Genomic DNA, 22,442 nt, shown 5'->3' with positions numbered 1-22,442 from the left:
TCGGACTCCGGACCACGAAGATACGGGCCTGATATGACTGAGCGTCAGAAGGATCGTCCGTGGCTGATGCGGACCTACGCCGGCCACTCCACCGCCGAGGCGTCCAACGAGCTGTACCGGCGTAATCTCGCCAAGGGCCAGACGGGTCTGTCGGTCGCGTTCGACCTCCCGACGCAGACCGGTTACGACCCCGACCACATCCTCGCCCGCGGCGAGGTCGGCCGGGTCGGGGTCCCGGTGTCCCACCTCGGCGACATGCGACGGCTGTTCCAGGACATACCCCTGGACCAGATGAACACCTCGATGACCATCAACGCGACGGCCATGTGGCTGCTGGCGCTGTACGAGGTGGTCGCCGAGGAGCAGGGCGCCGACATCTCCAAGCTGTCGGGGACGACGCAGAACGACATCGTCAAGGAGTACCTCTCGCGCGGGACGCACGTCTTCCCGCCGGGACCCTCGCTCCGGCTGACCACCGACATGATCACGTACACGGTGGCGCACATCCCCAAGTGGAACCCGATCAACATCTGCAGCTACCACCTGCAGGAGGCGGGAGCCACGCCGGTCCAGGAGATCGCGTACGCGATGTCCACCGCGATCGCGGTGCTGGACGCGGTGCGGGACTCCGGGCAGGTACCGCCGGAGAAGTTCGGCGATGTCGTGGCCCGTATCTCGTTCTTCGTGAACGCCGGCGTCCGCTTCGTCGAGGAGATGTGCAAGATGCGCGCCTTCGGCCGCATCTGGGACAAGATCACCCGCGAGCGCTACGGCATCGAGAACGAGAAGCAGCGCCGGTTCCGCTACGGCGTCCAGGTCAACTCGCTCGGCCTGACCGAGGCGCAGCCGGAGAACAACGTCCAGCGGATCGTCCTGGAGATGCTGGCCGTCACGCTCTCCAAGGACGCTCGCGCCCGCGCCGTCCAGCTCCCGGCCTGGAACGAGGCCCTGGGGCTGCCGCGGCCCTGGGACCAGCAGTGGTCGCTGCGCATCCAGCAGGTCCTCGCCCACGAGAGCGACCTCCTCGAATACGAGGACATCTTCGCCGGCTCGCACGTCATCGAGGCCAAGGTGGACGCCCTGGTCGAGGAGTGCTTGGCGGAGATCGAGCGGATCCAGGAGATGGGCGGCGCGATGGCCGCGGTGGAGTCCGGCTACCTCAAGTCGCAGCTGGTCACCGCGCACGCCGAGCGGCGGGCCCGGATCGAGGCCGGCGAGGAGAAGATCGTCGGCGTCAACTGCTTCGAGGGCACCGAGCCCAACCCGCTCACCGCGGACCTCGACACCGCCATCATGACCGTCGACCCGGCCAACGAGGCACGCGTCGTCCAGGCGCTGCACGACTGGCGGGACAACCGCGACGAGACGCGCGCCCAGGAGTCGCTGTCTGTCCTGAAGAAGACCGCGGCCGGTGACGGCAACCTCTTCGCGGCCACCCTGGAGTGCGCCCGCGCCGGTGTGACGACCGGCGAGTGGGCCTGGGCGCTGCGGGACGTCTTCGGCGAGTTCCGGGCCCCCACGGGCGTCTCCAGCGCTCCCCTGGCGGTCGCCGCCGAGGAGGGCAGCCCGCTCGCCGCGGTCCGCGAGAAGGTCGCCAAGACCGCCGCCGAACTCGGCAGCGGAAAGCTGCGGCTGCTGGTCGGCAAGCCCGGCCTGGACGGCCACAGCAACGGCGCCGAGCAGATCGCCGTACGGGCGCGGGACGCCGGCTTCGAGGTGATCTATCAGGGCATCCGGCTGACCCCGGAACAGATCGTCTCGGCCGCGGTCGCCGAGGACGTGCACTGCGTCGGGCTGTCGATCCTGTCCGGCTCGCACGCCGAGCTGGTCCCGGACGTCCTGGCCCGGCTGCGGCGCACCGGCGTGGACACCACTCCCGGGCCTGGCGGCCCTCCCATACCGGTCATCGTCGGCGGCATCATTCCCTCCGCCGATGCGGCAGCGCTCCGGGAAGCCGGAGTGGCGGCCGTGTTCACCCCCAAGGACTTCGGTATTACGGAGATCATCGGCCGTATCGTCGACGAGATCCGGAAAGCGAACCAGCTCGACCCCCTGGAGGTCCCCGCATGACCCAGGCCGCACCGCCGGTGTCCCGGCTGCGCCCGCGCCGCTCCTGTCTGGCGGTCCCCGGCAGCAACCCGCGCTTTCTGGAGAAGGCCCAGGGTCTCCCTGCCGACCAGGTCTTCCTGGACCTGGAGGACGCCTGCGCACCGCTCGCCAAGGAGGGCGCCCGCCACCACATCGTCGAGGCGCTGAACCAGGGCGACTGGACGGGCAAGACCCGGGTCGTACGGGTCAACGACTGGACGACGCACTGGACGTACCGGGACGTCATCACGGTCGTCGAGGGCGCGGGGCAGAACCTCGACTGCATCATGCTGCCGAAGGTCCAGGACGCCCAGCAGGTCGTGGCGCTGGACCTGCTGCTGACGCAGATCGAGAAGACCATGGGCTTCGACGTCGGCCGGATCGGCATCGAGGCGCAGATCGAGAACGCCAAGGGCCTGGTGAACGTCGACGCGATCGCCGGCGCCTCACCGCGCCTGGAGACCATCATCTTCGGCCCGGCCGACTTCATGGCGTCCATCAACATGAAGTCCCTGGTGGTCGGCGAGCAGCCGCCCGGCTATGGAGCGGATGCCTATCACTACATTCTGATGCGCATTCTGATGGCGGCCCGCACCTACGATCTGCAGGCGATCGATGGTCCGTACCTTCAGATCAAGAACGTTGACGGTTACCGTGAGGTCGCCGGCCGCGCCGCCGCCCTCGGCTTCGACGGCAAGTGGGTGCTGCACCCCGGTCAGGTCGAGGCCGCCAACGAGGTGTTCTCCCCCTCCCAGGAGGACTACGACCACGCCGAGCTGATCCTGGACGCCTACGAGTGGCACACCTCGGAGGCAGGCGGCGCCAAGGGTTCCGCGATGCTCGGCGACGAGATGATCGACGAGGCGAGCCGGAAGATGGCGCTGGTCGTCGCCGGCAAGGGCCGGGCCGCCGGCATGACCCGCACATCCAAGTTCGAGGCCCCGGAGGCATAAGCACCATGCAGTTCGGCCGTACCTATGAAGAGTTCACCGTCGGCGATGTGTACAAGCACTGGCCGGGAAAGACGGTCACCGAGTACGACGACCATCTCTTCTGTCTGCTCACGATGAACCACCACCCGCTGCACATGGACAGCAACTACGCGGAGCAGACCACCGATTTCGGCAAGAACGTCGTCGTCGGCAACTACATCTACTCGCTGCTGCTGGGCATGTCGGTGCCCGACGTCTCCGGAAAGGCCATCGCCAACCTGGAGATCGAGTCGCTGAAGCATGTGGCGCCGACCTTCCACGGCGACACGATCTACGGCGAGACCACCGTGCTGGACAAGACGCCCTCGCGTTCCAAGACGGACCGCGGCATCGTGTACGTCGAGACCAAGGGCTACAAGCAGGACGGCACCCTGGTCTGCGTCTTCCGGCGCAAGGTCATGGTCCCCACGGCCACCTACATCAAGGAGCGCGGCGGCGAGCAGCCCGGCCGCCCGGAGCTGCAGGCCCCTTTGGCCAAGAAGGAGAAGTAGCCATGACCCGTCTCGCGCAGACCGAGGGCTTGACCGACATCCAGCGGGAAATCCTCTCCACCGTCCGCGACTTCGTGGACAAGGAGATCCTGCCGGTCGCCACGGAACTGGAGCACCGCGACGAGTACCCGTCGCAGATCGTCGAGGGCCTGAAGGAACTCGGCGTGTTCGGCCTGATGATTCCCGAGGAGTACGGCGGCCTGGGCGAGTCCCTGCTCACCTACGCGCTGACCGTCGAGGAGATCGCCCGCGGCTGGATGAGCGTCTCGGGCATCATCAACACCCACTTCATCGTGGCGTACATGCTCAAGCAGCACGGCACGCAGGAGCAGAAGGACTACTTCCTGCCGAAGATGGCGGCCGGTGAAATCCGCGGCGCCTTCTCGATGTCGGAACCGGCGCTGGGCTCGGACGTCTCGGCGATCTCGTCCAAGGGCGTGCGGGAGGGCGACGAATACGTCCTCAACGGGCAGAAGATGTGGCTCACCAACGGTGGTTCGTCGACGCTCGTCGCGGTGCTGTGCCGGACGGACGAGGGCCATCCGGAGGGCACCGCCCCGCACAAGTCGATGACGACCTTCCTCGTCGAGAAGGAGGCCGGCTTCGGCGAGGTGCGTCCCGGCCTGACCATTCCCGGCAAGATCGACAAGATGGGCTACAAGGGCGTCGACACCACCGAGCTGATCATGGACGGGCTGCGGATCCCGGCCGATCGGGTGCTCGGCGGCGAGACCGGACGTGGCTTCTATCACATGATGGACGGCGTCGAGGTCGGCCGGGTCAATGTAGCCGCCCGCGGCTGCGGTGTCGCCCAGCGCGCCTTCGAGCTGGGTGTTTCGTACGCCCAGCAGCGGCACACCTTCGGCAAGCCGATCGCGCAGCACCAGGCCATCCAGTTCAAACTGGCGGAAATGGCGACAAAGGTCGAAGCCGCGCATGCGATGATGGTTAATGCCGCTCGCAAAAAGGACTCGGGCCAGCGAAACGACCTCGAAGCGGGCATGGCGAAGTACCTGGCCTCCGAGTACTGCAAGGAGGTAGTGGAAGACGCTTTCCGCATCCACGGCGGTTACGGCTTCTCCAAGGAGTACGAGATCGAGCGGCTCTACCGCGAGGCCCCGATGCTCCTGATCGGCGAAGGAACCGCCGAGATCCAGAAAATGATCATTGGGCGACGGCTACTGGAGGAGTACCGGATCCAGGGGTGAACATCCCGTTTGGGGCACTTTGTCCTAGACGAAGATCACACCCCGTCATCGTTCTTCGGCCACGGATTGGCTCTGGCTCTTGGCCAGTTGCCGCTCGTAACCGATAGCATCCCCGGAAAGCCGCCGTCCCCCGTATCCATACGCGGCATCCTCCGCTACGAAGGTCATCCATGCCCCACAGCCAATCCTCTGCACAACGCGGTAGCGTCCGCCTCGCGCGCGGAGCGTCGCCGTGGCTCCTGCCGACCGTTGCCACGGCAGCGGTCAGCCTCGCCCGGTCCCGCCGGTCGGGTCGCTGGGCCGCCGTTGCCGTGCCCACCACCGCACTGGCGGCGGGCATGCTGTGGTTTTTCCGCGACCCCGAGCGGGAGATCGCTCAGGGCCGTGTCATCTCTCCGGCTGACGGCGTGGTGCAGAGCATCATGCCGTGGAAGGACGGGCGCACCCGCGTCGCGATCTTCATGAGCCCGCTGAACGTCCACGTCAACCGTGCGCCCCTGGCCGGCACGGTGACGTCCGTGGAGCACATCCCCGGCGGGTTCGTCCCGGCGTTCAACAAGGAGAGCGAGAACAACGAGCGGGTCGTCTGGCACTTCGACACCGAGCTCGGCGACATCGAGATGGTGCAGATCGCCGGCGCGGTGGCCCGCCGCATCGTTCCTTACGTGCCCCAGGGCACCAAGGTCGAGCAGGGTGAGCGGATCGGACTGATCCGCTTCGGCTCGCGCGTCGACGTCTACCTCCCGGAGGGCGTGGAGGCGGCGGTCGAGGTCGGCCAGGCGACCACCGCGGGGGTGACTCGTCTTGACCGTGATTGATCCGGAGACGCAGGCGGGCTGGGTGCCCGAGGCCGACGAGGACGAGGACGACATGCCGCTGTCCACGCGGCTGTCGATAGCGGACACCCTCACCCTCGGCAACGCCATCTGCGGCTTCATGGCCGTGTACTTCACCACCACCGGCGTGCTGATCCCGCATCTGACGGGCACGGATGACGGCGGGATGGCCCGGCACAGCGCGGCGATGGCCGTGATCCTCATGCTGCTGGCGTCGGTCTTCGACCTCTTCGACGGGATGGTGGCGCGCAAGCTGCGGGCCTCGGCGATGGGGGCCGAGCTCGACAACCTCTCCGACCTGATCAGCTTCGGCCTGGCGCCCGCGTACTTCGTCGTGACCTGGGGCATGGTCACCCACGATGCGAACCAGCGGGTGTCCGTGGTCGCGGCCGTCGTGGTGCTGCTGGCGGTGGTGCTCCGGCTTGCGCGGTTCTCCTGCGTGCCGATGCGCGACGGAATGTTCCAGGGCATGCCCGGCCCGTTCGGCGCCCTGACCGTCGTCGCCATCGTGCTGCTGGAGCTGCCGTTCGTGCCGACGCTGCTGGCGATCGTCGGGGTGGCCTGGCTGATGGTGAGCCGGGTCGAGTACCCCAAGCCGCGGGGGCGGCTCGCGGTGGCGATGCTCAGCTGGATCGTGCTCAGCATGGGCATGCTGACGGCCTGGGCGCTGGACGCCCCCGGCGGCCAGCTGCTGCTGCAGACCGGCTGCGCCCTGCAGGTGGTCCTGGGTGCGATGATCCCGCTGTTCGCGACGGCCCGGAGGGTGAACACCTTCCGCGACAACCGCCGCGAGTCGCGGGCCGAGTCCCGCGCCGCACAGCTCCCCTAGTACCACCCGGACGCACGAAGCGGACGACGCCGCGGGCCCCGAGCGAATTCTTTCGCCCGGGGCCCGCGGCGTTGTGGTGGGTGCGGCCCGCGCCGCGCCTCAGACCAGGAAGTCCCGCGCCAGCTGCTCCGCCGCCCGCTCCAGCAACGGGCCCGCCTCGGCCATACAGCGGGCCGGGTCGGGCTCCAGATCCGTCAGGGCGTAGGCCCGCCGGATGCCGGCCGCGCCGAGCGCTTCCTGCGGCAGCTGGAGCCGGCCGCAGACCGCGACCACGTCCACGCCGGCCGCGCGGGCCGCGGCGGCGACCCCGGCCGGCGCCTTGCCGTGCAGCGTCTGGGTGTCGAGCGAGCCCTCACCGGTGATGACGAAGGTGGCCTTCGCCAGCGCCGGGGCGAAGCCCAGGACGTCGAGCATCACCTCGATCCCGGGCCGGAACTCCGCGCCCAGGCCGACCAGCGCGCCGTAGCCGATCCCGCCCGCGGCGCCCGCGCCGGGTGCCAGCGCGGCTTCCGCGGCCTTCGGCCCCACCGCACGCCCCAGCACCTCGGCGTAGTGCGCCAGCGCGGCGTCCAGCGTGGCCACGTCCTCCTCGCTCGCGCCCTTCTGCGGACCGTAGACCGCCGGGGCGCCCTTGGGGCCCGTGAGCGGGTTGTCGACGTCGCTGGCCAGCACGATGCCGGTCTTCGCCAGCCGGGGGTCCAGCCCCGACAGGTCGGCCGTGGCCAGGTCGCGCAGCGGGCCGCCGCCGGGGGCGACCGGCTCGCCGTCCGCATCCAGGAACCGGGCGCCCAGCGCCGCCAGCATGCCGGCGCCGCCGTCGGTCGTGGCGCTGCCGCCGACACCGAAGACGATCGAGGTCGCGCCCGCGTCGAGGGCCGCGCGCAGCAGTTCGCCGGTGCCGTACGTGGTCGCCGTCAAAGGCGCGAAGACACCCGCAGGGAGGTGCTGGAGCCCGGAGGCCTCCGCCATTTCCACCACCGCGGTGCCTCCCCCGGCGCCCGCTGGGGATGACCCCACGCGCAGCGCGAAGGTGGCCGTCACGGGCGCACCGGTCGGGCCGGTGACCCGTGCCTCGTGGCGGGTGAAGCCGGCCGCGAGTGCCGCGGCGACAGTTCCGTCGCCGCCGTCCGCGACCGGCACGGCCGCCACGTCCAGCCCGGGAATCACACGCCGCAGACCGGCCGTGACATGCTCGGCGACCTCGACGGCCGTGAGCGAGCCCTTGAATTTGTCCGCGGCGATCAGCACCTGTGCCGAAGAAGTCCTTGCTGCGTCCGCCACCGTGTTTCCCCTTGCTTTTCGTACGGGCAGTCGCGCCGCTGTGACCTTATCCGGCGAGGGGTCCGGCGACCAGGGCACTTCGGTTCGCGGTGCAGCCGAGCGCCCCCGGGGTGCGCCGCGAAGATCTCCGGGAGCGGCCCGGCCCCGGACCCGTTCCGTCTAGGCTCGCGCCGTGACCACCATGGACTACGCCACCTACCTCGCCGGTCTGCCCCGCGTGCTCGCGGGCGCGGGCGTCCTCTTCCGCGACGCGGAGGGCCGCATTCTGCTCGTGGAGCCCAACTACCGCGACACCTGGATCCTGCCGGGCGGCACCGTCGAGTCGGACCACGGCGAGTCGCCCCGGCAGGCGGCCCGCCGTGAGACCGCCGAGGAGATCGGCCTGGACGTCAAGCCGGGCCCGCTGCTCGCCGTCGACTGGGTACGCAGCACGGACCGGCCGCCGCTGGTGTTCTACCTCTACGACGGCGGCGTGCTGGACGCCGCGCAGCTGTCCGCGATCCGTGTCCAGGAGGACGAGCTGCTGTCCTGGCGCATGGTCCACTGGGACGAGGCCCAGACCCTGGTCAACCGCGGGATGGCCCTGCGCCTCGGCGCCGCCCTGAAAACCCTCGCGGACGGCGGCGGCCCGGCGGAACTGGAGGACGGCGTGCTGCCGGCCGGGGCTGACGGTACGCCGGGATAAATACGGGCAGCGGCTGGGGTGCCTCGTTTAGCGTGGCGGGATGGATGACATTGCCGCGAAGGTCGCGCAGGTGCCGGGAGTTGTCGGAGTGATGCTCGGGGGAAGCCGGGCACGGGGCGCCCACCGACCGGACTCCGACTGGGATCTGGGCGTCTACTACCGGGGCGCGCCGGATCTGGCGGCGCTGGAGGCGCTGGCCGCGGAGGCGACCGGCGGCCCCGTCGAGGTGTACGGACCGGGGTCCTGGGGCGCATGGGTCAACGGCGGGGCCTGGCTGGTGCTGCCCGACGGGAGGCAGGTGGACTGGATCCTGCGGGATGTCGACCGGGTGCGGCGGGTGTGGGACGAGTGCCGTGAGGGCCGCTTCGAGATCGGGGTCCAGGCCGGTCACCCCCTCGGCTTCTGGTCCCCCGCCTACCCGGGCGAGGTGGCGCTGGGCCGGGTGCTCGCCGATACCGGCGGGGAGCTGGACCGCCTCCGGCAGGAGACCCGGAGCTATCCCGAGGCCCTGCGCAAGGCCCTGACGCGTGACGGGGTCTGGGACGCGGGGTTCTCGGTGGCGATGGCGGGCAAGTCGTCCGCGGCCCGGGACGTGCTGCACGTGACCCTGTGTCTGTCCCGGGCCGTCGGCTACCTCGTCCAGGCGCTGCACGCCCATCACCGCCGCTGGTGCCTCAATGAGAAGGGCGCGCTCGCGGCGGCCTCGGCGATGCCGGAGACACCGCCCGGCTTCGGAGACCGGGCCTCCGTCCTGCTCGGCGGCATCGGGCACGGGGGAAGGGAGTTGAAGCGCTCGCTGGAGGCCGCGGCGGAGCTGGTGGACGAGGTACGGGGCGTGGTCGGCGACCTCACCCTGGCCGATATGGGCTGACCCGGCCCCGCGACCTCCCGATCGGGCAGCGGACGCTCCCGGCCGGTCCGGAGTTCGCGGGGGCACTTCCGCCGGCCTATTCGCCGGTGGCTCCGTCCGCCAATTCCCGTGCGATGTCGAGGTGCCCTGCGTGTCGTGCGTACTCCTGCAGCAGGTGGAAGAGGATCCAGATCAGGGTGGGCCGGTCTTCCTCGGCCAGAACGCGTCCACCGAGGGTGGCGGCCCGGTCCTCCAGCCGTGCCGCGGCGACAATGGCGCGGGACCGGGCGCACTGTTCCTGGAAGAACTCCTTGACGTCCGCGAAGGATTCGCCGGAGTCCACGTGCCACGGTCCGGGCCTTTCGTGAAATTCACCCCAGGGATTTTCGACATCCTGGCCGCTGAACCCCCATTGCAGCCAGCGCAGTTCCACGCAGGCCAGGTGCTTGAGCAAGGCCAGCGGGGCCCAGCCGGTGGGCAGCCGGCTGCTTCTCAGCTCTTCGTCGGACATGCCCTGCAACTTGCGCAGCACGGCGTCCCGGTAGAAGTCGAGGTAGCCGGTCAGGAGCTCGTACGGGCTGGTGAGCGTCACCGGAGGTTCTGCCGCGGGCTCGATTCTGTGCACCATGACGAGGACCTTAAGGCACCGTTTTAGTCTGAGCCCCATGACCTCAGACCTTGTCCTGCTCGAAAGTGACGGCCCGCTCCGCACCATCCGCCTCAACGCGCCCGAACGCCGCAACGCCCTCGATCTCGACCTGCTCGGTGAACTCGCGTCCGCCATCGCCGCCGTCGCAGCCGACGCGGACGCTCGCGCCCTGATCGTCGCCGGGGCCGGCCCGGCCTTCTGTGCCGGAGCGAACCTGGAGAGCATGTTCGGCGACATCACCAGGCCGGTGCACGAACTCCGGGCGCATCTGAAATCGGTCTACGCCTCCTTCCTCGGCCTGCGTGAACTCACCATCCCCACGATCGCTGCCGTCCAGGGCGCGGCCGTGGGCGCCGGGCTCAATATCGCCCTTTCCTGCGACCTCGTCATCGCCGGTCCGCGCGCCGCCTTCGGGCCGACGTTTGCCGACATCGGCCTGCATCCCGGGGGTGGTTGTTCCTTCCTGCTGACCGAACGCATGGGGCCCGCCCATGCCACCGCGGCGCTGCTGTCGGGCGACATCATCAAGGCCGAGGACGCCGTGCGACGGGGCCTGGCCAATCTGCTGGCCGAGGATCCCGAGGCGAAGGCCACGGAGTTGGCCGCTCGGTACGCGCAGCGCGGCAAGAGTCTCAACGCCGACATCAAGCGTTCGGTGCGGATCGCTGCGACGTCCGACTTCCCCACGTCGCTCGACTTCGAGTCGTGGGCGCAGGCGTCATCCGTGGGCAGCGAGGAATTCGGCCGCTACATGGAGGAGTTCCTCAAGCGCTAGTCCGGGGGGCGGTCCGGTGTGTGGAGGCGCGAGGCGTGCGGAGTGCGAGGCGTGTGCAACGTGAGGGCGTCCAGTTGGCGGGTTGCCTACAACCTATAGGTAAATGCATAATCACTGTAGCCAACTGAAGGGGAGGCCATGGCACGCGCGGGACTGACCACGGAACGCCTGGTCCAGGCGGGTGCGGAGCTGGCGGATGCGGTCGGCTTCGATCAGGTGACCGTCTCGGCGCTGGCGCGACAGTTCGACGTCAAGGCCGCGAGTCTGTACTCGCACCTCAAGAATTCCCAGGACCTCAAGACCGGGATCGCCCTGCTCGCGCTGGAGGAGCTTGCCGACCGGGTCGCCACCGCCCTGGCCGGCCGGGCCGGCAAGGACGCCCTGGCCGCCTTCGCCAACGTCTACCGCGACTACGCCCGGGAACACCCCGGCCGCTACACCGCGGCGCGTCTCCGGCTCGATCCGGAGACGGCGGCGGCGAGCGCGGGGCCCAGACACGCAGAGATGACGCGGGCGATCCTGCGCGGCTACGACCTGACGGAGCCGGACCAGACGCACGCCGTCCGGCTGCTGGGCAGCGTCTTCCACGGCTACATCAGCCTGGAGGCGGCTGGCGGCTTCAGCCACAGCGCTCCCGACTCACAGGAGACCTGGACGTGGGTCCTGGACCGCCTCGACGCGCTCCTGCGGAACTGGCCCGGCCCCTGAGACCTGCGGGCACCGCCGTCACGGCCGTCACCGCATCAGCCCGTAGGCCCCAGGCCCGTAGGCCCGTAGGCCCGACAGCGCATCACCACATCTGAACGCACACTTCGGCATCTCGATCACCAGGCTGGGACGATGCACACCGAACACCACTGGATCACCACGCCCCTCACCGCGGACCTCCTGCGCGGCGCCCTCGATCTGGAACACACCGCACACGGGGTGCTGCCGCACCGGCTGCCCGCCCGGGCCCGCGCCCAGTACACGGACGGGCAGCTCGCCATGGCGGAATCCCAGCCCTCCGGCGTGCGGCTGGTCTTCCGGACCCGGGCCACCGCCATCGAACTGGACGCGCTGCCCACCAAGCGGGTCTACGTGGGTCTCCCGGCCCGCCCGGACGGCGTGTACGACCTGCTGGTCGACGGCCGGCCGGCCGGCCGGGCAGGCGTGAGCGGCGGCAACACCCTGACCATCGACATGGCCGCCGGAACCGCCGAGCAGCAGCCAGGACGGCCCGGTACCCTCCGGTTCTCCGGCCTGCCCGAGGGCGTCAAGACCATAGAGATCTGGCTGCCGCACAACGAGACCACCGAACTCGTCGCCCTGCGCACCGACGCCCCCGTCGAGCCCGCGCCGGACCGGGGCCGCAAAGTCTGGCTGCATCACGGCAGTTCGATCAGTCACGGCTCCGACGCCGCCAGTCCCACCACCACTTGGCCCGCACTCGCCGCCACCCGCGCCGGTGTGGAACTGATCAACCTGGGCATGGGCGGCGGCGCCCTGCTCGACCCGTTCACCGCCCGTGCCCTGCGGGACACCCCCGCCGATCTCATCAGCCTCAAGATCGGCATAAATGTGGTGAACGTCGATCTGATGCGCCTGCGCGCCTTCGTCCCTGCCGTCCACGGCTTCCTCGACACCATCCGCGAAGGCCACCCCGCCACCCCGCTGCTGGTCGTCTCGCCCCTCCTGTGCCCCATCCACGAGGACACCCCCGGCCCCAGCGCCCCTGACGTCAGCGCCCTCAGCAGCGGGCAACTGCGGTTCCGGGCCACCGGCGACCCCGCGGAGCGTGCCCACGGCAAACTGACCCTGCGCGTCATCCGGGACGAGCTGGCCCGGATCGTACGGCAGCGGGCGGCCGAGGACCCGAACCTGCACTACCTCGACGGCCGTGATCTCTACGGCGAGGCCGACGCCGCCGAACTGCCGCTGCCCGACGGGCTCCACCCGGATGCCGCCACCCACCGCCGCATCGGCGAACGCTTCTCGCAGCTGGTCTTCCGGGCCGAAGGGCCCTTCACGGACCGCCCCTTCACGGACCCCAGCCTCAAAGACCGCAGCGCATGACACCGGTGCCCGCTCGCCACCCATGAGCGGCGAGCGGGCACCCGGCGCGCCCCGGTCACCCGCACGCCTCCGCCGGGAACAGCCCGTCCGCCGTCCGCTCGAAGGCGAGCAGGCGGCGCTTGCGGTCGAGCCCGCCCCCGTAGCCGGTGAGACTGCCGTTGGCGCCGACGACGCGGTGGCAGGGGACGATGATGCCGACCGGGTTGCGCCCGTTGGCCAGGCCGACCGCGCGGGCCGCCGTCGGGACACCGAGCCGTTCGGCGAGCTGCCCGTACGACAGGGTCTCGCCGTACGGGATGGTGCCCAGCGCCGCCCAGACCCGGCGCTGGAAGGGCGTGCCGTGCAGTGCGAGCGGCAGGTCGAAGGTGGTCAACTCACCACGGAAATAGGCCCGGAGCTGGGCGATGGCCGCGGCGAACGGCGAGTCGCCGGGGTCCCCCGGAGCGCCGAAGGTCTCCTGGGGCGGGCGGTGGCGCTGGTCGGTCATGTACAGGCCGGTGAGGGTCTGGCCGGCGGCGACCAGGGTGAGCGGCCCCACCGGGGTGCCGTCCAGGACGGTGTGGGTGCGGGGCGCGTCGGGTGCGGGTGGGTGAACCGTCATGGCTGCGGCCTCAGTTCGTCGGGAGGTGGTTGATGGCGTGGTCGTCGGTCGCCCAGAGGTACTGGACGGCGTAGGCGCGCCAGGGGCGCCAGCGCGCGGAGTGCCCGGTGAGGGCGGCCGGGGTGTGCGGCAGACCGAGCCCGGCGGCCGCACGGCGCAGCCCGAGGTCGGTCGGTGTGAAGGCGTCCGGGTCGCCCAGTGCGCGCATGGCGATGCATTCGACGGTCCAGGGTCCGATGCCCGGCAGCGCCGCGAGCCGTTCGCGGGCCTCGTCGCGGTCGCTGCCGACGCCCAGTTGCAGCGCGCCGGAGCCGAGGGCGGCGATGACGCCGGTGAGGGTGGCGCGGCGGGTGCGGGGCATCGCCAGCGCGTCGGGGTCCAGCTCGGCGAGCGCGGCGGATGTCGGGAAGAGGTGGCTGAGACCGCCGTCGGGGTCGTCGACGGGTTCGCCGTGCGCACGCACCAGCCGTCCGGCGTGGGTGCGGGCCGCCGCGGTGGACACCTGCTGGCCGAGGACGGCGCGGACCGCGAATTCCTCGGCGTCGACCGTCCGCGGGACCCGTCGTCCCGGTGCCTTGTCGACGAGCGGCGCCAGCAGCGGGTCCTCGCGGAGCAGCCCGTCGACGGCCTCCGGGTCCGCGTCGAGGTCGAGCATCCGGCGGCAGCGGGCGATGGCGCCCGCCAGATCGCGCAGATCGGTGAGGGAGAGGCGGCAGTCGATGTGGTCGGGGCGGGGCGCGAGGGCGACGATGCCGTGCCCGTAGGGGAGGTTCAGGGTCCGGCGGTAGGCGCCGTCCCGCCACTCCTCGACACCGGGAACCGCGGTGGCGGCGAGGTGCCCGAAGAGGTTGTCGGGGTTCAGCGGCTGCCGGAAGGGCAGCCGCAGCGCGAGCGCGCCGGGCACCGCCGCACGGAGCCCCGGCCTGGCGCGCCGCCGCAGCTCCGTCGGGGACAGCGCGAAGACCTCCCGTACCGTCTCGTTGAAGGTGCGGATGCTGGCGAAACCGGCGGCGAAGGCGATATCGGCCATCGGCAGTGCCGTGGTCTCCACCAGGAGGCGGGCGGTCTGGGCCCGCTGGGCGCGGGCCAGGGCGAGCGGCCCGGCGCCCAGCTCCGCCAGCAGCTGGCGCTCCGTCTGCCGGGTGCTGTAGCCGAGCCGGGCCGCGAGGCCGGGGACACCCTCACGGTCGACGATGCCGTCGGCGATCAGCCGCATGGCGCGGGCGACGAGGTCGGCGCGCGCGTTCCACTCGGGAGAGCCCGGACTGGCGTCGGGGCGGCACCGCTTGCAGGCCCGGAACCCGGCCTGCTGGGCGGCGGCCGCGCTCGGGTAGAACCGCATGTTCTCCGGCTTGGGCGGCACCACGGGGCAGCTGGGGCGGCAGTAGATACGGGTCGTGAGCACGGCGGTGTAGAACCAGCCGTCGAAGCGGGCATCCTTGGACTGCACGGCGCGCAGACAGCGCTCGGTGTCGGTGTGCATGCCTTCAGGATTGCTCAGTCGGCGCCGTCCGGCTGGCGAGAATCCGACATCAACGTCGGGCTACCAGGGGCGGCGCAAGTCGCCGGGCCGCCGCCCCGCAGACCCCCCGGCCCGCCCCCTCGGCCCTCACTTCCCGGCGAACCGGTCGAGCGCGCCGATCACCGCCCCACGCATCGCCTCGCTCCCCTTGTGCCCCGCGTCGGGGATGACGGTCAGCCGGGCGGCGGGCCAGGCGCGGGCCAGCTCCCAGGCGGTGTGCGGCGGTCCTCCCATGTCCTGGCGGCCCTGGATGAGCACCCCCGGGATGTCCGCCAGCCGCCCGGCGTCCCGCAGCAGGGCGCCCTCCTCCAGCCAGGCGCCGTGCGAGAAGTAGTGCGAGCAGATCCGGACCAGGGCCACCCGGGCGTCCGAGGGGCGGCCCCCGTAAGGGCGTGGAGCGCCGTACGACTCCAGGGAGAGCACCGCGTCCTCCCAATCGCACCAGTCGGCGGTGGCCCGCTCGCGCACCGCGGGGTCGGGGTCCGCCATCAGACGGGCGTACGCCCCGACGATGTCGCCGTCCGGCCCCACTCCCGGAGCACCGGCGAGGAAGCGTTCCCACGCCTCCGGGAAGAACCGGCCGGCGCCCCGGTAGAGCCAGTCGATCTCCGAACGCCGGGTCATGGTGACACCGGTAATGACGATCTCCGACACCCGCTCCGGGTGCCGCTGCGCGTACGCCAGGATCAGTGTCGAGCCCCACGATCCGCCGAACAGCAGCCAGCGGTCGATGCCCAGGTGCTCCCGCAACTGCTCCATGTCGGCGAGCAGATGGCCGGTGGTGTTGTGCCGCATGTCGGTGGCCGGGTCACTGGCGTGCGGGGTGCTGCGTCCACAGCCGCGCTGGTCGAAGAGGACGATGCGGTAGCGGTCCGGGGCGAAGTACTGCCGCTTGCCCGTGCTGCATCCCGACCCCGGTCCACCGTGGACGACCAGCGCGGGCTTCCCTTCGGGGTTGCCGCAGACCTCCCAGTACACGCGGTTGTCGTCGCCGACGTCCAGCAGCCCGGTGGCGTACGGCTCGATGGCCGGGTAGAGCTCCGTCATTTTCGGTTCCCCTTCCCCTGTTTCAGCTGAGGGTCATGCTGCCTGCTTTCTCCGGCCGATGTGCTTCGCTCCGCCGTAGGAGCTTCGGCAGGACCGGGCGGGCCGCGCTCAGCCGGCGGCGCGCCCCCGTGCCGCCCGCCCCATCCGCACGGCCAGCCGGCGCACCCGGCGCCAGTTCATCGTCGGTGCGCTCTGCGGCACGCCGGGGCGGTGGCGGGGCACCCGTACGCGCAGGGCGCCGGGTGCGATCCGGCAGCGGACCGGGGTGGGCAGGGTCAGGGCCTCGCCGTCGACGCCCGCCTGGACGGCGGGCGCGTCGGCGTCGATGACCACTTCCGTGGCGGTGAGCGAGGTCAGCCCGGGGCCGCGGCGGCCGCGCAGCATCCAGGCGGCCTGCGCCGCGTTGTCGACGTGCACGCCCAGTACGCCCAGGAGGCCGGAGTCCAGCCGCTCCCGGCGTCCCAGGCCCGCCGGGTCCCCCATGCGGTACGGGTTGTTGCTCACCAGTACGGCCTGCGGCCCGTCGAGGGCCGTGGTGCCGGCCCGGACGGCCAGCCGCGGGCCGCTGTGCCGGGTCAGCAGGTCCGGCAGCAGGTCGAGGATCGTACGGGCCTTGTCGTCGCGGTACGCCGGGCTCTGCACCACCGCGGCATAGGCCCCGAAGGAGGCGTTGTTGACGAAGACGCGGTCGCCGACGTAGCCGAGGTCGACCCGCAGCTCGACGCCGTCGGTCAGGGCCTCCAGGCAGGTCGAGGGGTCCTCGCGGTCGAGGCCGAGGTCCAGGGCGAAGTGGTTGCGGGTTCCCGCGGAGATCACCAGGAACGGGATACCGCGCTCCGCCGCCACGCCCGCGACCAGCGCCTGGGTGCCGTCGCCGCCGGCCACGCCGAGCAGGTCCGCGCCCTCGTCGACGGCACGGCGGGCCAGGGCGGCCACGTCCTGCGGGTGCGCGGGGTCCAGCACCACGACCTCGGCGCCCAGCTCCTCGGCCTTGTGCACCAGCTGGAACCTCCCGACCTTCCCGCCGCCCGAGCGCGGATTCATGATCAGGAAGGGGCGGGCGGGGCGGCCGGCCGGCGCCTCCCTCGGGGCCGCCGGGCCGGTCTCCCCCACCAGCGCGGCCCGGCCCGCGGAGACGGCCAGCGCCCACAGCCCGAGCGAGACCAGCACCACCCAAAGCAGCCCGGCGGCGACATAGAGCACGAGGACGGCGAGCGGCGCCACCACGACCAGTACGAGAGCGAGCGCCCGCACCACGCCCCGGTGCGCGAGCACCCACCACACGCCGGCCGCGGTGACGGCCAGACCGGCCGCGCCCGCGCCCACCAGGACGACGCTCCGCAGCCCGGCGAACAGCAGCAGCACCAGCACCGCCACCGTCCCCGCCGCCAGTGACAGGCGGGCGAGCCAGCGTCCGTCCATGGCCTCGCACCTCCCTTTGCGCGGTAGCCGTCGGTCGGCCCATACGGTCCGCGGTCAGTCGCCCTGCGCGGCGAATGCCGCATACGCGCGGTCGTCGAAGAGGACGAAGCGCACCTCTTCGACGGCGGTGTCCGCGTCGCGCACCGTCTCGACGGCGATCCGGGCGGCGTCGTCCACGGGCCAGCGGTAGACGCCGGTGGAAATGGCCGGAAGGGCGACGGTCCGTGCGCCCAGTTCGTCGGCCACCCGCAGCGCCTCGCGGTAGCAGGAGGCGAGCAGATCGCTGCGGTCCTCGCTGTCGGAGTGGACGGGGCCCACGGTGTGAATCACCCAGCGGGCGGGCAGTCGGCCGGCGGTGGTGGCGACGGCCTGACCGGTGGGCAGACCACGGCCGTAGCGGGAGTCGCGCAGCGCGCGGCACTCGGCCAGGATCTCCGGGCCGCCGCGCCGGTGGATCGCGCCGTCCACACCCCCGCCGCCGAGCAGCGAGGAGTTGGCGGCGTTGACCACGGCGTCCACGGTCTGTTCGGTGATGTCGCCCTGGACGAAGGTGAGGGAAGTGCTCATGGTGTCCGAGCGTAGGGAGGGTCGGACACCATGGCCACCTGGATTCAGCGGCGGTGCGCGCGCAGGCGGCGCCAGACCCGCTTGGCGGCGTAGTGGCCGGACATGCCGTGGACGCCGGGGCCGGGCGGGGTGGCCTGGGAGCAGAGGAAGACGGCGGGGTGGGCGGTTTCGTAGGGGACGCGGGCGAGCTTGGGGCGGATCAGCAGCCGCAGGCCGGCCGCGGAGCCGGTGGCGGTGTCGCCGCCGACGTAATTCGCGTTGCGGGCGGCGAGTTGGGGTGGGCCGGCGACCGCACGGGCCAGGACGAGGTCGCGGAAGCCGGGGGCGAAGCGCTCGATCTGCCGCTCGACGACGTCGGTGGCGTCGCCTTCCCAGCCGTGGGGGACATGGCCGTACGCCCAGAAGGTGTGCTTGCCCTCGGGGGCGCGGGTGGGGTCGATCAGACTGGGCTGAGCGGTGATCAGGAAGGGGACGGAGGGCGCCCGGCCCTCGGTGGCGGCGTTCAGCGCGGCGGAGATCTCGCCGCTGGTGGGGCCGATGTGGACGGTGCCGGCGCGGCGGGCCTCCTCGGCCGTCCACGGCACCGGGCCCGAGAGGGCGTAGTCGACCTTGAAGACGCTGGGGCCGTACTTCACGTCGCGGTAGGCGTTGCCCAGGCCCGCGATCCGGGCGAGCGCGGTCGGTGCGGTGTCGAAGACGTAGGCGCGGGCCGGCGGCAGGTCGTCGAGGCGTTTGACCTCGAAGTCGGTGTGCACCGCGCCGCCGTGGGCGCGCAGCAGACCGGCGAGCGCGTCGGAGATGGCCTGGGAGCCGCCGCGCGCCACCGGCCAGCCCTTGGCATGTGCGGCGAGCGCGAACATCAGGGCCATGCCGGAGGTCCCGAAGCCGCCGAGCGGGGCGTTGGCGTGCGCCGCGAGCCCGGCCATCAGGGCGCGGGCCTTCTCGTCCTGGAAGCGGCGGCTCAGGAGGGTGACCGGCTGCGCCGCGACCAGACCGAAGCGGGCGTAGGTCAGCGGGTCCTGCGGCAGCCCCAGCCACTGCGTACGCAGGAAGTCATGGGCCATCGACTCCCACTTGCCGGTGAAGGGTTCGACGAGCCTGCGGTAGGCGCCGGCGTCGCGCGGTCCGAAGGACATCGCGGTCTCGCCGACGGAGTGGGCGAGCACGGCGGCCGTGCCGTCCGGGAAGGGGTGCGCCATGGGGAGGTCGGCGTGCAGCCATTCGAGGCCGTAGCGGTCCAGCGGCATGGTGCGGAAGGCGGGCGAGCCGGCGCCCGTGGGGTGCACCGCCGAGCAGGGGTCGTGGCGGAACCCGGGGAGGGTCAGTTCCTCGGTGCGGGCGCCGCCACCGATGGTGTCGCGGGCTTCGAAGACCTCCACGGACATACCGCGGCGGGCGAGTTCGACCGCCGCCGTCAGGCCGTTGGGCCCCGCCCCGATCACCACGGCATCGAGCATCCTCGGCACCTGCGCCACTCCCCTCAAGTCCGACCCTCGTCGGTGAGGGTCAGTTGGCGGCTGCCAGCAGTCCGAGGATACGCCGCGCCGTTGCGGTGTCCCGCGCCGCGGTGAAGGGCAGCGCATTGCCTCCTTCGATACGGAACGGCTGCCCGGCGACCGTGCCGCTCGCGCCGCCCGCCTCATGGACCAGCAGCAGCCCGGCCGCGTGGTCCCAGGCATTTTCCCAGCTGAAGGCCGTGGCGTCGATCTCGCCACGGGCAATGTGCAGGTACTCCAGGCCCGCCGAGCCACAGGGGCGCGGGGCGATACCGCCGGTCTCCAGAGTGGCGAGCACCCGCTTCTGCTCGTCGGTGGTGAAGTCGAAGTGGGACGTGGCGACATCGAGGACGGCACCGGACGAGGGGCTGCCGGCCCGGAGCGGTACGCCGTTCAGCCGGGCGCCGGCGCCGCGGCGGGCGACGGCCATCAGGCCGAGCGCGGGGGCGTACGTCCACGAGGCCAGCACCTCGCCCCGGTGGGCGAGCGCGACGAGCGTGGCGAAGCCGGGGTCGCCGTGGACGAACTGGCGGGTGCCGTCGACCGGGTCGACGATCCAGACGGGGGCGTCGCCGTGCAGTGCGTCGAGCACGGCCGGGTCGGCGTGCACCGCCTCTTCGCCGACCACCAGGGAGCCGGGCAGCAGGGCTGTGAGGGAGGCGGTGAGGTGCTCCTCGGCGAGCCGGTCGGCGACCGTGACGAGGTCGTGCGGGCCGTTCTTCTCGACGATGTCCTCGGCGGCGAGCTGCCGGAAGCGGGGCATGATCTCGTCGGCCGCGGCGCGGCGGACGGCGGCCTCGACGGCGGCCAGGTCCAGCGCCGACGCGTCGAACAGCGGGGCCCCGGAGACGTCGGGGGCGGTCGCGGCGGCCGGTGGGGTGGCAATCGGGGTAATCGCGGTCTCTCCGGTTTCTTGGGTACGAAGTGCATCGATCATGTGTCCATCGAACCATGAGCCACTGACACGGCGGCTGGAATCCAGGTGAACTCGGGATGCCGCGGAGCCCACGGGGCAGGGGCCCTCAGCGCCCGGCGGCGTACCCCTGCATCCCCCGCGGATTCGCCGCCGCGGACAGCACCCCGGTCTCCGCGTCCCGCGCCACCGCGCACAGCCGCCCCTCGGACCAGGCCTCACCCACCGTGACGAGATGCCCACGCCGACGCAGTCCGTCGATGACCCCGCCGCCGATGCGGGACTCCACGGTCACGCTCCCCGGCCGCATCGTGCGCGGGAAGAAGGAGCCGGGGAAGGAGTCGTGGTGCCAGTTCGGGGCGTCCACCGCGCCCTGCAGATCGAGGCCGCCGCGTACCGCCCCGCGCAGCGCCACGGCCAGGAAGAAGTGGACCTGCCACTGGTCCTGCTGATCGCCGCCCGGCGTGCCGAAGGCCATCACCGGGACCCCGTCGCGCAGTGCGAGGGACGGGGAGAGGGTGGTGCGGGGGCGGCGCCCCGGGGTGAGCGAGTTGGGCAGCCCCTCCTCCAGCCAGGCCATCTGCAGCCGGGTGCCGAGCGGGAAGCCGAGCGCCGGGACGACGGGGTTGGACTGCAGCCAGCCGCCGGAGGGGGTGGCGGAGACCAGGTTTCCCCAGCGGTCGACGACATCGATATGGCAGGTGTCGCCCCGGGTGGCGCCGTTCCGGTCGATCTCGGGGGCGACCTCCGCCGGTACCCCGCGGGCCGGGGCCGGGGCCGGGGCCGCCACGCCGCGCGCGATGGTCGGCTCACCGGCGCCGCTGCTGGAGATCCCCCTCGCGTCGGAGTCGTCGACGCCCGCCGCTGCCGCGTGCTTGCTCAGCCGCGGGGTGCGGCCGTGCGGGCTGCCGGGCCGCAGCTCGTACGAGGCGCGCTCGCCGACGAGGGCCCGGCGGGCGGTGTTGTATGCGTTGCCCAGCAGGGCGTCGAGCGGCACCTCGTCGGCGTCGCCGTACCAGGCCTCACGGTCCGCCATCGCCAGTTTGCCGCCCTCGATGAGCAGATGCACGTACTCGGCGCTGCCGTAGGCGGGCAACTCGTCCGGCAGCAGGGCGAGTTGCTGGAGAAAGGCGGGACCCTGGGACCAGCCGCCCGCCTTGGCTACGGTCCAGCCGTTCCAGTCGTGGGTGACGGGCTCCTCGTAGGTGGCGGAGTAGGCGGCCAGGTCGTCGCCGGTGAGGGTGCCCGCGTGGCGTTCACCTGAGGTGTCCATGGCGGGGCGGGCCGCGTAGTCGGCCAGCGCCTCGCCGATGAAGCCTTCGCGCCAGATACGGCGGGCGGCCTCGATCTGCGCCTCACGACCCGCCGACTCAGCCTCTGCCTCCGCGAGCAGGCGGCGCCAGGTGGCCGCCAACGGCCGGTTCCTGAGCAGCCCGCCGGGAGCGACGGACCGGCCGCCCGGGAGGTAGATCTCCGCGGACGAGGTCCACTCCGTCTCGAAGAGCGCCCGGACCGTCTCGACGGTCTCACCGATCCGCTCGACGGCAGGATGGCCGTGTTCGGCGTAGCCGATGGCGTACCGCAGGACCTCGGCCAGGGACTTGCTGCCGTGGTCGCGCAGCAGCAGCATCCAGGCGTCGAACGCCCCGGGGACCGCGGCCGCCAGCGGCCCGGTACCGGGCACCAGGTCGAGGCCCAGCGAGGTGTAGTGCGCCACGCTCGCACCGGCCGGCGCCGGCCCCTGCCCGCACAGCACCCGCACGGGCCCCCCGGCGGGCGCCACGATGACCGGCACCTCGCCCGCCGGACCGTTCAGATGCGGCTCCACCACGTGCAGCACGAACCCGGCGGCCACCGCCGCGTCACAGGCGTTGCCGCCGTCCTCCAGGACGGCCATCGCGGACTGGGAAGCCAGCCAGTGCGTAGTGGAGGCCATGCCGAAGGTGCCTTGGAGGGTCGGGCGGGTGGTGAACACGGGAGACTCCTCTGTGGGCGCGCGTCTGTGCCGGTGTGTCCATGGGTGCGTGTCATGGGTGCGTGTCATGGGTGCGTGTCATGGGTGCCTGCGGACGGCTCACGGGGCGGCCGGACGCCGCCCCCGAAGGCGCCACCCGGAAGGTGCCGCCCTGGAAGGT

General features: G+C 71.8%; 21 protein-coding genes. 11 read left to right on the top strand and 10 right to left on the bottom strand.

Going from position 1 to position 22,442, the window contains the following annotated elements; translation table 11 throughout:
* Positions 1–33: 33 nt before the first annotated feature.
* The 6 genes from CFW40_RS30060 to pssA all read left to right on the top strand — a co-directional run bounded on the left by CFW40_RS30060 (position 34) and on the right by pssA (position 6,444).
* Positions 34–2,070: a methylmalonyl-CoA mutase family protein gene (locus tag CFW40_RS30060; protein WP_088800937.1), complete on the top strand. Its 2,037-nt coding sequence runs from the start codon at positions 34–36 to the stop codon at positions 2,068–2,070.
* The gene (locus CFW40_RS30055; protein ID WP_088800936.1) at positions 2,067–3,041 is read left to right on the top strand and encodes a CoA ester lyase; all 975 of its coding nucleotides are present in this window, start codon (positions 2,067–2,069) and stop codon (positions 3,039–3,041) included. The genes CFW40_RS30060 and CFW40_RS30055 overlap by 4 nt, the downstream gene beginning before the upstream one ends.
* Before the next feature lie 5 nt (positions 3,042–3,046).
* The gene (locus CFW40_RS30050) at positions 3,047–3,571 is read left to right on the top strand and encodes a MaoC family dehydratase (protein ID WP_088800935.1); all 525 of its coding nucleotides are present in this window, start codon (positions 3,047–3,049) and stop codon (positions 3,569–3,571) included.
* 2 nt (positions 3,572–3,573) lie between these two features.
* Positions 3,574–4,779 carry an acyl-CoA dehydrogenase family protein gene (locus CFW40_RS30045; protein WP_088800934.1) on the top strand — a complete coding sequence of 402 codons (1,206 nt, stop codon included), beginning with the start codon at positions 3,574–3,576 and terminating at the stop codon, positions 4,777–4,779.
* A 170-nt stretch (positions 4,780–4,949) separates the two neighbouring features.
* The gene (locus CFW40_RS30040; protein ID WP_088800933.1) at positions 4,950–5,597 is read left to right on the top strand and encodes a phosphatidylserine decarboxylase; all 648 of its coding nucleotides are present in this window, start codon (positions 4,950–4,952) and stop codon (positions 5,595–5,597) included.
* Complete coding sequence (gene pssA / locus CFW40_RS30035; RefSeq protein WP_256331206.1) at positions 5,584–6,444, top strand: CDP-diacylglycerol--serine O-phosphatidyltransferase; 861 nt, start codon at positions 5,584–5,586, stop codon at positions 6,442–6,444. Before CFW40_RS30040 ends, pssA begins: the two co-directional genes overlap by 14 nt.
* A gap of 99 nt (positions 6,445–6,543) precedes the next feature.
* Here pssA and CFW40_RS30030 read toward each other — a convergent pair whose 3' ends face one another.
* Positions 6,544–7,692 carry a glycerate kinase gene (locus CFW40_RS30030; protein WP_088800931.1) on the bottom strand — a complete coding sequence of 383 codons (1,149 nt, stop codon included), beginning with the start codon at positions 7,690–7,692 and terminating at the stop codon, positions 6,544–6,546.
* A 214-nt stretch (positions 7,693–7,906) separates the two neighbouring features.
* Between CFW40_RS30030 and CFW40_RS30025 the strand changes: the two genes are divergently transcribed.
* Positions 7,907–8,410, top strand: a complete 504-nt coding sequence (locus CFW40_RS30025; protein WP_176956648.1) for an NUDIX hydrolase — start codon at positions 7,907–7,909, stop codon at positions 8,408–8,410.
* A 40-nt stretch (positions 8,411–8,450) separates the two neighbouring features.
* Complete coding sequence (locus tag CFW40_RS30020; protein WP_088800929.1) at positions 8,451–9,281, top strand: nucleotidyltransferase domain-containing protein; 831 nt, start codon at positions 8,451–8,453, stop codon at positions 9,279–9,281.
* Positions 9,282–9,357: 76 nt separating this feature from the next.
* On the opposite strand, the gene CFW40_RS30015 is transcribed toward CFW40_RS30020, so the two are convergent.
* On the bottom strand, positions 9,358–9,888 hold the full coding sequence (locus tag CFW40_RS30015; protein ID WP_088800928.1) for a DinB family protein: 531 nt from the start codon (positions 9,886–9,888) through the stop codon (positions 9,358–9,360).
* 37 nt (positions 9,889–9,925) lie between these two features.
* Between CFW40_RS30015 and CFW40_RS30010 the strand changes: the two genes are divergently transcribed.
* From CFW40_RS30010 to CFW40_RS30000, 3 genes are all read left to right on the top strand, one after another.
* Positions 9,926–10,684, top strand: a complete 759-nt coding sequence (locus tag CFW40_RS30010) for an enoyl-CoA hydratase (RefSeq protein ID WP_088800927.1) — start codon at positions 9,926–9,928, stop codon at positions 10,682–10,684.
* Positions 10,685–10,822: 138 nt separating this feature from the next.
* A complete protein-coding gene (locus CFW40_RS30005; protein WP_088800926.1) occupies positions 10,823–11,392 on the top strand; it encodes a TetR/AcrR family transcriptional regulator in 570 nt (189 codons plus the stop codon).
* Positions 11,393–11,524: 132 nt separating this feature from the next.
* Positions 11,525–12,739, top strand: coding sequence for a GDSL-type esterase/lipase family protein (locus CFW40_RS30000; RefSeq protein ID WP_088800925.1), 1,215 nt, complete (start codon positions 11,525–11,527; stop codon positions 12,737–12,739).
* A gap of 55 nt (positions 12,740–12,794) precedes the next feature.
* Here CFW40_RS30000 and CFW40_RS29995 read toward each other — a convergent pair whose 3' ends face one another.
* The 8 genes from CFW40_RS29995 to CFW40_RS29960 all read right to left on the bottom strand — a co-directional run bounded on the left by CFW40_RS29995 (position 12,795) and on the right by CFW40_RS29960 (position 22,282).
* Positions 12,795–13,340: a methylated-DNA--[protein]-cysteine S-methyltransferase gene (locus CFW40_RS29995; RefSeq protein ID WP_088800924.1), complete on the bottom strand. Its 546-nt coding sequence runs from the start codon at positions 13,338–13,340 to the stop codon at positions 12,795–12,797.
* 10 nt (positions 13,341–13,350) lie between these two features.
* Positions 13,351–14,823 carry a DNA-3-methyladenine glycosylase 2 gene (locus tag CFW40_RS29990; protein WP_088800923.1) on the bottom strand — a complete coding sequence of 491 codons (1,473 nt, stop codon included), beginning with the start codon at positions 14,821–14,823 and terminating at the stop codon, positions 13,351–13,353.
* A 126-nt stretch (positions 14,824–14,949) separates the two neighbouring features.
* Positions 14,950–15,909, bottom strand: coding sequence for a prolyl aminopeptidase (gene pip, locus CFW40_RS29985; protein ID WP_088800922.1), 960 nt, complete (start codon positions 15,907–15,909; stop codon positions 14,950–14,952).
* Between the two features lie 108 nt (positions 15,910–16,017).
* Entirely contained in the window at positions 16,018–17,331 is a 1,314-nt protein-coding gene (locus CFW40_RS29980; protein ID WP_088800921.1) for a diacylglycerol kinase family protein, read from the bottom strand.
* A gap of 54 nt (positions 17,332–17,385) precedes the next feature.
* Complete coding sequence (locus tag CFW40_RS29975) at positions 17,386–17,898, bottom strand: O-acetyl-ADP-ribose deacetylase (RefSeq protein WP_088800920.1); 513 nt, start codon at positions 17,896–17,898, stop codon at positions 17,386–17,388.
* A gap of 44 nt (positions 17,899–17,942) precedes the next feature.
* Positions 17,943–19,364 (bottom strand): NAD(P)/FAD-dependent oxidoreductase, encoded by a 1,422-nt coding sequence (locus CFW40_RS29970; RefSeq protein ID WP_088802447.1) that lies wholly within the window; start codon positions 19,362–19,364, stop codon positions 17,943–17,945.
* Between the two features lie 40 nt (positions 19,365–19,404).
* A complete protein-coding gene (locus CFW40_RS29965; RefSeq protein WP_088800919.1) occupies positions 19,405–20,331 on the bottom strand; it encodes an inositol monophosphatase family protein in 927 nt (308 codons plus the stop codon).
* Positions 20,332–20,416: 85 nt separating this feature from the next.
* The gene (locus CFW40_RS29960) at positions 20,417–22,282 is read right to left on the bottom strand and encodes a gamma-glutamyltransferase family protein (RefSeq protein WP_176956342.1); all 1,866 of its coding nucleotides are present in this window, start codon (positions 22,280–22,282) and stop codon (positions 20,417–20,419) included.
* Positions 22,283–22,442 lie beyond the last annotated feature (160 nt).

This window comes from Streptomyces sp. 2114.4, assembly GCF_900187385.1.
Classification (GTDB): Bacteria; Actinomycetota; Actinomycetes; order Streptomycetales; family Streptomycetaceae; genus Streptomyces; species Streptomyces mooreae.
Note: the sequence above shows the minus strand (reverse complement) of the source record. Positions and strands in the feature narration are given on the sequence as shown.

Coding starts and splice junctions, on each gene's coding strand:
- CFW40_RS30060 (WP_088800937.1), top strand. CDS start 34: ATGACTGAGCGTCAGAAGGATCGTCCGTGGCTGATGCGGACCTACGCC.
- CFW40_RS30055 (WP_088800936.1), top strand. CDS start 2,067: ATGACCCAGGCCGCACCGCCGGTGTCCCGGCTGCGCCCGCGCCGCTCC.
- CFW40_RS30050 (WP_088800935.1), top strand. CDS start 3,047: ATGCAGTTCGGCCGTACCTATGAAGAGTTCACCGTCGGCGATGTGTAC.
- CFW40_RS30045 (WP_088800934.1), top strand. CDS start 3,574: ATGACCCGTCTCGCGCAGACCGAGGGCTTGACCGACATCCAGCGGGAA.
- CFW40_RS30040 (WP_088800933.1), top strand. CDS start 4,950: ATGCCCCACAGCCAATCCTCTGCACAACGCGGTAGCGTCCGCCTCGCG.
- CFW40_RS30025 (WP_176956648.1), top strand. CDS start 7,907: ATGGACTACGCCACCTACCTCGCCGGTCTGCCCCGCGTGCTCGCGGGC.
- CFW40_RS30020 (WP_088800929.1), top strand. CDS start 8,451: ATGGATGACATTGCCGCGAAGGTCGCGCAGGTGCCGGGAGTTGTCGGA.
- CFW40_RS30015 (WP_088800928.1), bottom strand. CDS start 9,888: ATGGTGCACAGAATCGAGCCCGCGGCAGAACCTCCGGTGACGCTCACC.
- CFW40_RS30010 (WP_088800927.1), top strand. CDS start 9,926: ATGACCTCAGACCTTGTCCTGCTCGAAAGTGACGGCCCGCTCCGCACC.
- CFW40_RS30005 (WP_088800926.1), top strand. CDS start 10,823: ATGGCACGCGCGGGACTGACCACGGAACGCCTGGTCCAGGCGGGTGCG.
- CFW40_RS30000 (WP_088800925.1), top strand. CDS start 11,525: ATGCACACCGAACACCACTGGATCACCACGCCCCTCACCGCGGACCTC.
- CFW40_RS29995 (WP_088800924.1), bottom strand. CDS start 13,340: ATGACGGTTCACCCACCCGCACCCGACGCGCCCCGCACCCACACCGTC.
- CFW40_RS29990 (WP_088800923.1), bottom strand. CDS start 14,823: ATGCACACCGACACCGAGCGCTGTCTGCGCGCCGTGCAGTCCAAGGAT.
- pip (WP_088800922.1), bottom strand. CDS start 15,909: ATGACGGAGCTCTACCCGGCCATCGAGCCGTACGCCACCGGGCTGCTG.
- CFW40_RS29980 (WP_088800921.1), bottom strand. CDS start 17,331: ATGGACGGACGCTGGCTCGCCCGCCTGTCACTGGCGGCGGGGACGGTG.
- CFW40_RS29975 (WP_088800920.1), bottom strand. CDS start 17,898: ATGAGCACTTCCCTCACCTTCGTCCAGGGCGACATCACCGAACAGACC.
- CFW40_RS29965 (WP_088800919.1), bottom strand. CDS start 20,331: ATGATCGATGCACTTCGTACCCAAGAAACCGGAGAGACCGCGATTACC.